The following is a 2,017-nucleotide window of genomic DNA, read 5'->3' as shown; positions in this document are numbered from 1 at the left end:
CTGTATGCGGCTGACTTGTTCGATGAGAGTGCGGCTCGGGCGTTGACGGCTCGGTTGGCTGGTGTTTTGCGGCAGGTGGCGGCGGATCCGGATGTGCCGGTGAGTCGGTTGGAGGTCCTCGACGATGCCGAGCGTGGGCAGGTGGTGGAGGGCTGGAATGACACTGCCCGGCCGGTGTCGGAGGTGTCGTTGGCCGGGTTGTTTGCGGCGCAGGTGGCGCGGACGCCGGATGCGGTGGCGCTGGTTGGCGTTGGTGTGGGTGTGTCGTTGACGTATGCCGAGTTGGATGCGCGGGCTGATCGGGTGGCTGGTTGGCTGGCGGGGCGGGGTGTGGGGCTGGAGTGCCGGGTCGGTGTGGTGATGGACCGTTCGGTGGATTTGGTGGTGTTGTTGTTGGGGGTGGTGAAGTCCGGTGCGGCGTATGTGCCGGTGGATCCGTCCTATCCGGCGGAGCGGATCGATCGGATCCTCACGGACGCGGCACCGGAGGTCGTGCTGTGCACGTCGGAGACGGTGGGTCTGCTGTCCGGATCGCAGGCGGCGCGGGTCGTCTGGGACGCCCCGGCGGTTGTGGCCGAGGTCGCCTCCTGCCGGGGTCCGGTTCTGCAGTCCGGTGTGTCGGTGGATTCGGCTGTGTATGTGATGTTCACGTCGGGGTCGACGGGGGTGCCGAAGGGCATTGTGGCCACTCATCGGGGTGTCACGGGGCTTGTGCTGGACCGGGGTTGGGGGGTGGGTCCGGGTGACCGGGTCCTGATGCATGCTCCTCATGCTTTTGATGCTTCGACGTATGAGGTGTGGGTGCCGTTGGTTTGTGGTGGTGCGGTGGTGGTGGCGCCGGTGGGTGTGGTGGATGGTGTGGTGTTGGCGGGGTTGGTGGGGGCGCATGGTCTGAGCAGGGTGCATGTGACGGCGGGGTTGTTCGGTGTGTTGGCGGAGGAGTCTCCTGGGGCGTTGTCGGGGCTGGCCGAGGTGCTTACCGGTGGTGATGTGGTGCCGGCTGGTTCGGTGGCGCGGGTGGTGGAGACGTCGCCGGGGTTGCGGGTGCGGCATCTGTATGGGCCGACGGAGTCGACGTTGTGCGCGACGACGTTCGTGGTGGAGCCAGGAGCCGAAGCACCCGCGGTGCTGCCGATCGGGTCCCCGATGGACAACGTGCGGACCTATGTGGTCGATGAGTTTCTGCGTCCGGTCGCTCCGGGTGTGGTCGGGGAGCTGTATCTGGCCGGGCCGGGTCTGGCGCGCGGCTATGACGGCCGGGCCGCTCTGACGGCGGAACGCTTTGTGGCCTGCCCGTTCCCGGGTTCGGGGGAGCGGATGTATCGGACGGGTGACCTGGCCCGCTGGTCGAAGGACGGCCAACTGGCCTTCTCCGGCCGTGCGGATGACCAGGTGAAGATCCGTGGGTTCCGCATCGAGCCGGCCGAGGTCGAGGCGGTGCTTGCCGGGCATGCGAGCGTCGGCCAGGTCGCGGTGGTGGCTCGGGAGGATCAGCCGGGTGTGAAGCGGCTGGTCGCCTATGTGGTTCCGGCGGGCGAGGGGTTCGACGCAGACGCGTTGCGGGAGTTCGCGGCGGGCACGTTGCCGGACTACATGGTGCCTGCCGCGATCACGCAGTTGGAGTCCCTGCCCATCACCGTCAACGGGAAGTTGGACCGGGCTGCGTTGCCTGCCCCGGAGTTCGGCGGCGGCGTGGGTCGTGCTGCGGCGACTGCGGTGGAGGAGGCGCTGTGTGTGCTGTTCGCCGAGGTGCTGGGTCTGGACCATGTGAGCGCGGATGGTTCGTTCTTCGAGCTGGGGGGTGATTCGCTGCTGGCGATGCGGTTGATCGCCAGGGTCCGTTCGGTGCTGGGTGTGGAGATCAATATCCGTGAGGTGTTCGGTGCGCCGAGCGTGGCGGGGATGGCGCGGCTGGTCGGGAGCGGGCGGGGTGTGGTCCGGGCCGGTGTGGTGGTGCGGGAGCGGCCTGAGGTGTTGCCGCTGTCATTCGGCCAGCAGAGGATGTGGTTCCTCAACC

At 68.0% G+C, this 2,017-nt stretch carries 1 protein-coding gene; it reads left to right on the top strand.

Annotated elements, in window-relative coordinates:
- Positions 1-15: 15 nt before the first annotated feature.
- The coding region (locus tag ACFXJ5_RS41180; protein ID WP_384643691.1) for an amino acid adenylation domain-containing protein at positions 16-2,017 on the top strand (2,002 nt) is incomplete at its 3' end.

The sequence above is a fragment of the Streptomyces sp. NPDC059373 genome (assembly GCF_042751495.1).
Taxonomy (GTDB): domain Bacteria; phylum Actinomycetota; class Actinomycetes; order Streptomycetales; family Streptomycetaceae; genus Actinacidiphila.
The sequence above is the reverse complement of the archived record's forward strand: the minus strand, read 5'-3'. Positions and strand labels throughout refer to the sequence as shown.